This window comes from Candidatus Hydrogenedentota bacterium, assembly GCA_012730045.1.
In the GTDB taxonomy this organism is placed as follows: Bacteria; Hydrogenedentota; Hydrogenedentia; order Hydrogenedentales; family CAITNO01; genus JAAYBR01.
Genome location: JAAYBR010000140.1, coordinates 1 through 6,043, shown reverse-complemented (window position 1 = coordinate 6,043; position 6,043 = coordinate 1). Strand labels below are relative to the sequence as shown.

General features: G+C 70.3%; 3 protein-coding genes. 2 read left to right on the top strand and 1 reads right to left on the bottom strand.

Annotated elements, in window-relative coordinates:
• Positions 1-508: 508 nt before the first annotated feature.
• Both ilvB and ilvN read left to right on the top strand, forming a co-directional pair.
• Positions 509-2,182, top strand: coding sequence for a biosynthetic-type acetolactate synthase large subunit (gene ilvB / locus GXY15_15095; protein ID NLV42537.1), 1,674 nt, complete (start codon positions 509-511; stop codon positions 2,180-2,182).
• Positions 2,172-2,507, top strand: a complete 336-nt coding sequence (ilvN, locus tag GXY15_15090; protein ID NLV42536.1) for an acetolactate synthase small subunit — start codon at positions 2,172-2,174, stop codon at positions 2,505-2,507. The genes ilvB and ilvN overlap by 11 nt, the downstream gene beginning before the upstream one ends.
• A gap of 63 nt (positions 2,508-2,570) precedes the next feature.
• Here the strand turns inward: ilvN and GXY15_15085 are convergent, their stop codons facing one another.
• The gene (locus tag GXY15_15085) at positions 2,571-5,612 is read right to left on the bottom strand and encodes a glycoside hydrolase family 2 (GenBank protein NLV42535.1); all 3,042 of its coding nucleotides are present in this window, start codon (positions 5,610-5,612) and stop codon (positions 2,571-2,573) included.
• Positions 5,613-6,043: the final 431 nt, after the last annotated feature.

Below are 6,043 nucleotides of genomic sequence, written 5' to 3'. Positions count from 1 at the left end.
GTCCCGCCTGCCTTGTCTTCTTCCCGGCGCGCAAGAAAATTTCGGATGCCCTTTCAGGGCATGTGTTGGAGGGTGCATCCTCCCCAAGGCAGGCCTGGCCCTTCGGGCGGCGGCCTGGCCTGGGCTATAGGCGGATGTCCCGTTGGGACAACAAAGACGGAATCACAGACCGAGGGACGTTCATGCCGTTTGCAGGCGGTTTTTCAAGGCGCATTTTAGTGCGATTGCCCTGCCGGCGGGTTGACTTGGGGGGAGTCCGCCGGGTACAATTCAATAAATCCCCTTGCGGAGACGGACATGAACCTGTACGGCATCCAGACCATGGCGCGCGACGCCGCCCCCGGAACCCCGGTGGTGGTTGTACGTCCCCGTGTCTGCGCGCCGTGAGGGTTGTGCCGTCCCGTTGATCTGAACACAGCACCCAACAGCCCCTCCGGCCGCACCGCCGGAGGGGTTGCTGTTTTTCGCCTCCGGCGGCGCGCGCGGAAGGGGCGCCCAAGGAGGCCCCATGAAGCACCGAGGTTCCGAGATCATCTGCCGCCTGCTGGAGCGGCAGGGCGTGGAGGTCGTCGCCGGGATTCCCGGCGGGTCGAATCTCCCGCTGTACGACGCGCTGCATGACAGCGCCCTCCGGCACATCCTCGCCCGGCACGAGCAGGGCGCGGGGTTCATCGCCCAGGGCATGGCCCGGGTCACGGGGAGGCCGGGGGTCTGCCTGGCCACCTCGGGCCCCGGGGCCACCAACCTGCTGACGGCCATCGCGGACGCCAAACTGGACTCCGTGCCCCTGGTCGCCATCACGGGGCAGGTGCCCCTGCCCATGATCGGCACCGACGCCTTCCAGGAGGTGGACACCTACGGCCTGACCCTGCCCATCACCAAGCACAACTTCCTGGTGCGCAGCGCCGGGGAGCTGCTGGAGGTCATCCCCCTGGCCTTCACGCTGGCCGCGTCGGGACGCCCCGGCCCGGTCGTCGTGGACGTTCCCAAGGACGTGCAAATGGCGTCCGTTGAGGTGGGGGACTGGCCCGAACCGGGGCGCGCCGCGGTGCCCGCCCCCTGCGACGGCGCGGTGCTGGATGAAATGGCGGAGCGCATCCGCCGCGCGGAGCGGCCGGTGATCTACCTCGGCGGCGGCGTGGCGCAGGCGGGGGCGGGCGGTCTGGCGCGCGATCTGGCCCACCGCATGCAGGCGCCCGTCGTCTGCACGCTCATGGGGCTGGGCGCGGTGCCCTGCGACGACCCGCTGTGCCTGGGCATGCTCGGCATGCACGGCGCGCGCCACACCAACCTGCTCATGGACGAGGCGGACCTGCTGGTGGTGGTCGGGGCGCGCTTTGACGACCGGGCCACGGGCCGCGCCGCGGAGTTCTGCCGCCACGCGGACATCCTGCACATTGACATAGACGCCTCGGAGATTGACAAGATCAAGAAGAGCCGCGTGTCCCTCGCGGGGGACGCGGGTCTCGCGCTGGAGGGGCTGCTGGCGCGCGTGGCGCCGGCGGCGCGGCCCGCGTGGGCGGCCCGCCTGGCCGAACTGCGCGCGGCGGACCCCGCCCCGGCCGCCGGGAACGACCCGCTCCTGCCGCAGAACCTCATCCGCCTGATCGGCGAGGCCTCCACGCCGGACACGGTCGTGGCGACGGACGTGGGCCAGCACCAGATGTGGACGGCCCAGGGCTACCCCTTCCGCCGCCCGCGGCGGCTGCTGACCTCGGGCGGCCTGGGAACGATGGGCTTCGGCCTGCCCGCGGCCATCGGCGCGGCCCTGGCGCGGCCCGACCTGCCCGTGGTCTGCGTCAGCGGCGACGGGTCCATCCTGATGAACCTCCAGGAGCTGGCCACGCTGGCCGAGCTGGACCTGAACGTGAAGGTGGTCGTCATGAACAACGCCCACCTCGGCCTGGTGCGCCAGCAGCAGGAGCTGTTCTACAACCGGCGCTATTTCGCGTCCAGCTTCCAGGCCCGGCCCGACTTCGCCGCCATCGCCCGGGGCTTCGGCCTGCGCGGCGTGGACCTCGGCGCGTGCGCCGACCCCGCCGCGGCCTTCGCGGAGGCCCTGGCCGCGCCGGGCCCCTGCGTCATCAACGCCCCCGTCCACGAAACCGAAAACGTGCTGCCCATGGTGCCGCCGGGCGCCGCCAACCGCGAAATGATCGGAGGACTCTCCCATGCAAACTGAATCCACCGCCCGCCCCGCGGGGACCGTGCTGGAACTGCTGGTCAACAACCATCCCGGGGTCATGGCCCACATCACCGGGCTCTTCGCCCGCCGGGCCTTCAACCTCGAGGGCATCCTGTGCGGCCCCGTCGGCGGCGACCACAGCCGCATGTGGCTGCTGGTCAACGACGACGGGAAACTGGAGCAGATCGTCAAGCAGCTCGCCAAACTGCACGACGTGTTCTCCGTCGGGGAGTGCCCCGGGGCGGACGTGACGCTCTTTGACCGCCTGGAGGCGGCGTTGCACCCCGGGAAATGCGGCGTGAAGACAGGCCGCGGGGCGTGATTCCGCAGCATTGCCATCCCGCTTGTCCTGCCCGGCGACCGGAGTTTTCGTCGCTCCTCCGCCCTATTCCGCGAGGATGCGGACGGGGCCGAGGAGCCCCGCGGGCTTGAGGCGGGCGCCGGGCTTGACGATGTTCTGGCTCATGAAAGTGGTGCGGTTTTCCGCCCTGGACCGGTTGTCGCCGATGAGGCGGTTGATCCAGGGGTTGACGACGGTGATCTCGACCTCGTTCTTGCCGGGCCGGAGGGCGGCGGAAATGTCGAGGCGGTAGGGCTCTTTCCACAGGGTGCCGAGCTCTTTGCCGTTCACGCGCACCACGGCGGTGTCGTTGACCCTGCCGAGGTCGAGGCTCACGCCTTTGGTCTCATCGGTCTTGAAGACGGCCCGGTAGACGGCCTCTCCGGAGAAGTACTTGACGTCGTCGTTCTTGCTCTCGGTCCAGGAGGCGAGGGCCTTGAAGGTCTCCTCGCCGAAGGGGAACTCGACAGTCCACGGGCCGTCAAGCGCGGCGAGGACCTTGGGCTCCTTCGGCGCGGGCGCCGGGCGTCCGCCGCCTTCGGCGGGTTTGCGGAAGACGACGAAGACGGAGCTGTGGGCGTCGAAGTGGAGGGGCACCTCGACGCGGCCGTTGGCCGCCGTGTAGGGCGGCTCGGCGGTGATGCGGCCGGTCTCGGCGTCCCAGAGTTCGGGGGCTCGGCCGTCCACGCGGAAGGACAGGGTCTCGTCGCGGGCGGCGTCCTGCTGATTGGACACGAAGTAGAGGTCCGTTTCGCCGTCGCGGCGGTGCTTCCAGAGCATGTCGGCCGGGCAGACGAGGTCGGGGGTGAGGCCGAGCTTCGCGAAGGCGGCGTCGAGGGTGTCGCCGGTGAGGATGCGGCCGCCGCCCCACAGGTCGGCGGCGAGGCGTTTCACCTCGTCGTCGCAGGCGGGGTAGTTCTCGAGGCTGGGCGAGCGCAGGGGCGCGGGGCCGAAGACGGCGCCGCCCGCGGCGGCCAGCTCGCCGATCTTCTTGAGGAGCCCGGGCCGCATGGTCTCGGACGGCGGCAGCACGAGGATGCCGTAGGACGCGCCGTCGGGCAGGACGAGGCGGCCGTCCTTCACGGAGAGGCGGGTCTCGATGACCTCGGCGTTGATGTAGTCGAAGTCGTGTCCCGCGGGCAGTTCGGGCCGGCGCACGCCCGCCATCTTGGGGGCGTCCTCGCCGATGAAATAGGCGGCGTCGGCGACGGGCAGGCCGCGCTGGAGCAGCACGGTGCAGCGGCGCAGGTAGTCCACCCACGGCCCGGCGTGGTCGTGCCAGGTGTTGTGGCGGTTGAACTCGGTGCCGAACCACGCGTTGACGCCGGGGCGCTTGTCGTCCCAGGGCTGGTGGATGACGAGGTGCAGGACGAACTGGTTGATGCCCTCGGAGAAGGCCCAGTCGCCGCGGGCCTTGAGGTCGCGGGGCGAGTTGGCGAAGGGGATGCCGCCGGTGAAGGCCTCGGCCCACACGACATTCTTGCCGTAGATGTGCGCCGACGACGCGCCGTCGCGCAGCTCCACGCTGCCCAGGTCGCCGTTCACCCAGAACTCGCCGCTGATCTCGTCGCACTGGCCGCCGTACTGGAGGAACTCGCCCGGGTAGCCCCAGTGGCCGTAGTTCTCCAGCCACATCTTGAGCCCCTGCGCGTTGCACAGGTCGCGCAGGCCGCCGACATACTCCGTCGAGACGCGGTCCGCCACGAGGCGGCGCAGGTCCCACAGGAAGCGGTCGGTCTGGTCGGCCCCGCCGACCACGCGCCCGGACAGGGCGGGCAGCCAGGGTAGCGGGTCGTAGCCGTAGCGCGCCTGAAACAGCTCCGCGAAGCCGTCGGTCCAGTTCTGCGGGCCCATCTCGTAGCTGTCCGCCACGACGTGCTTGAAGGCCCTGCGCTCCTCCGGGCTCAGGCGGCGGAGCAGGTCGCCGACATAGGCGTCGAAATGGACCGCCAGCGGCGCGCGGTTCATCTTGTCCACTTCCAGCCCCGTGGCCTCCTCCGGCGACGGGCTGTTTTTCGTGCCCGTGGGCGACATGACGGCGCGCTGGACGATCCACTCGCCCGCCGGCACGTCCCACCGCAGCGTGCCGTCGGCGTCCATCTTCGCGGAGAGGTTCAGCACGGCGTCCGGCGCGACAGCCAGACCGGGCGCGTCCGGCTCGGCCTGGGGCGGCCAGGTGTAGAAGTCGAAGGGCGGCAGGGGGTCCTGGAACATTTTCAAGAGGGCCTTCTCCGCGTGGGACTCCACGCGGACGGCGGGCGACACCCGCACCTCGCCCACCTCGCAGTCCGCCGAGAACGTGAGTCGGAAATACCGCGCCGTCACGGCGGGGAACGACGCCACGACCGGCGCCAGCGGCACGGGCCCCACGTTGACGTTAAGGTTGTGGCGGTCCACGGTGAAGGCCTTCACGGGGCGGAAGTCCTTGCCGTCGTCCGACACGAGCAGCTCCGCCTGCACGTTCACCTCTTTCACGGGCGTGACGGTGACGCTGCGGGCCGTGAAGGGTTCGGGGCATTCAAAGTCCACGGCGCGCGGCGTGCGGGATTTCTCCGGCGCGGCCACGCCCTCGCCGTGCGGCGCGGGGTAGGCCAGCACGGCGACGTCCTGGAAGGGGCCCTCCGGCGCGGGCAGCTTTCCCTCAAAGCGTTGCGGGCCGGTCAGGCGCGTCTCGGGCAGGGAGACATAGCGCATCGCCTTGTCCGGCGTGACCCACGGCCCGCCCGACTGGCTCCAGCCGGGGGAGTTAAAGAAGCCGAGGTCCACCCCCAGGCGGCTTCCCTCGCGGAAGGCGTGGACGATGGCGTCCCACCAGCCGTCCGACAGCGCCAGGGGCTCCGGCTTGGGGTCCAGGCCGCTCTGCCCGCTGATAATGCCGATGTACGCCTCGCCGATGCCGAAGTCCCGCATGGCCTCCAGGTCCTTCGTCAGGCCCTCTTTCGAGATGTGGCCGTCCATCCAGTACCAGTAGCACCGCAGCTTCGTGCTGTCCGGCGGGGAGGTGAAGGCCGCCTCCAGGTCGTCCGCCACGGCGGGAAGGGCCAGCGCGGCCAGCAACAGCGTCAGCAGCATGCGTCTGGGGGACATGGTCGGTCTCCTGGTTGGCCGTCTCCGGCAGGGGAACATCCTACCCGCCCGCCCGCCCCCGGGACAAATGAAGGGGAAGAGACCCGGCTGGAGCGTGGCGGTTCCGGGGAAGTCCCCCCTCAGCGCCCCCTGGGACCGCCAAGCTCCAGCTTGGCATTCTTCCGGTTGCGGAACGAAGACCGTGGGCGTTCACCTGCGAGATGCGGGGGACCCGGGGCGTTCCGACAAGAGATTGCCGCGTCGGCCGGGGCGGCCTCCTCGCAACGACGGGGTGAGGGCCGGTTTGGCGCGCGGCCGCCTCCAACCCGTCATCGCGAGCCCCTGACCGCCGTGAGGCGGGAATTCGCATAAGAAAGTTGGCTCCCTGCATGATGATGTCGCGGGTCCCACAGAGTGGCCGGAGCTCGAATGGTGTCAGCGTACCCGTTCGC

Bases quoted from the DNA above. Each gene is read 5' to 3' on its own strand.
- ilvB (NLV42537.1), top strand. From the start codon at position 509: ATGAAGCACCGAGGTTCCGAGATCATCTGCCGCCTGCTGGAGCGGCAG.
- ilvN (NLV42536.1), top strand. From the start codon at position 2,172: ATGCAAACTGAATCCACCGCCCGCCCCGCGGGGACCGTGCTGGAACTG.
- GXY15_15085 (NLV42535.1), bottom strand. From the start codon at position 5,612: ATGTCCCCCAGACGCATGCTGCTGACGCTGTTGCTGGCCGCGCTGGCC.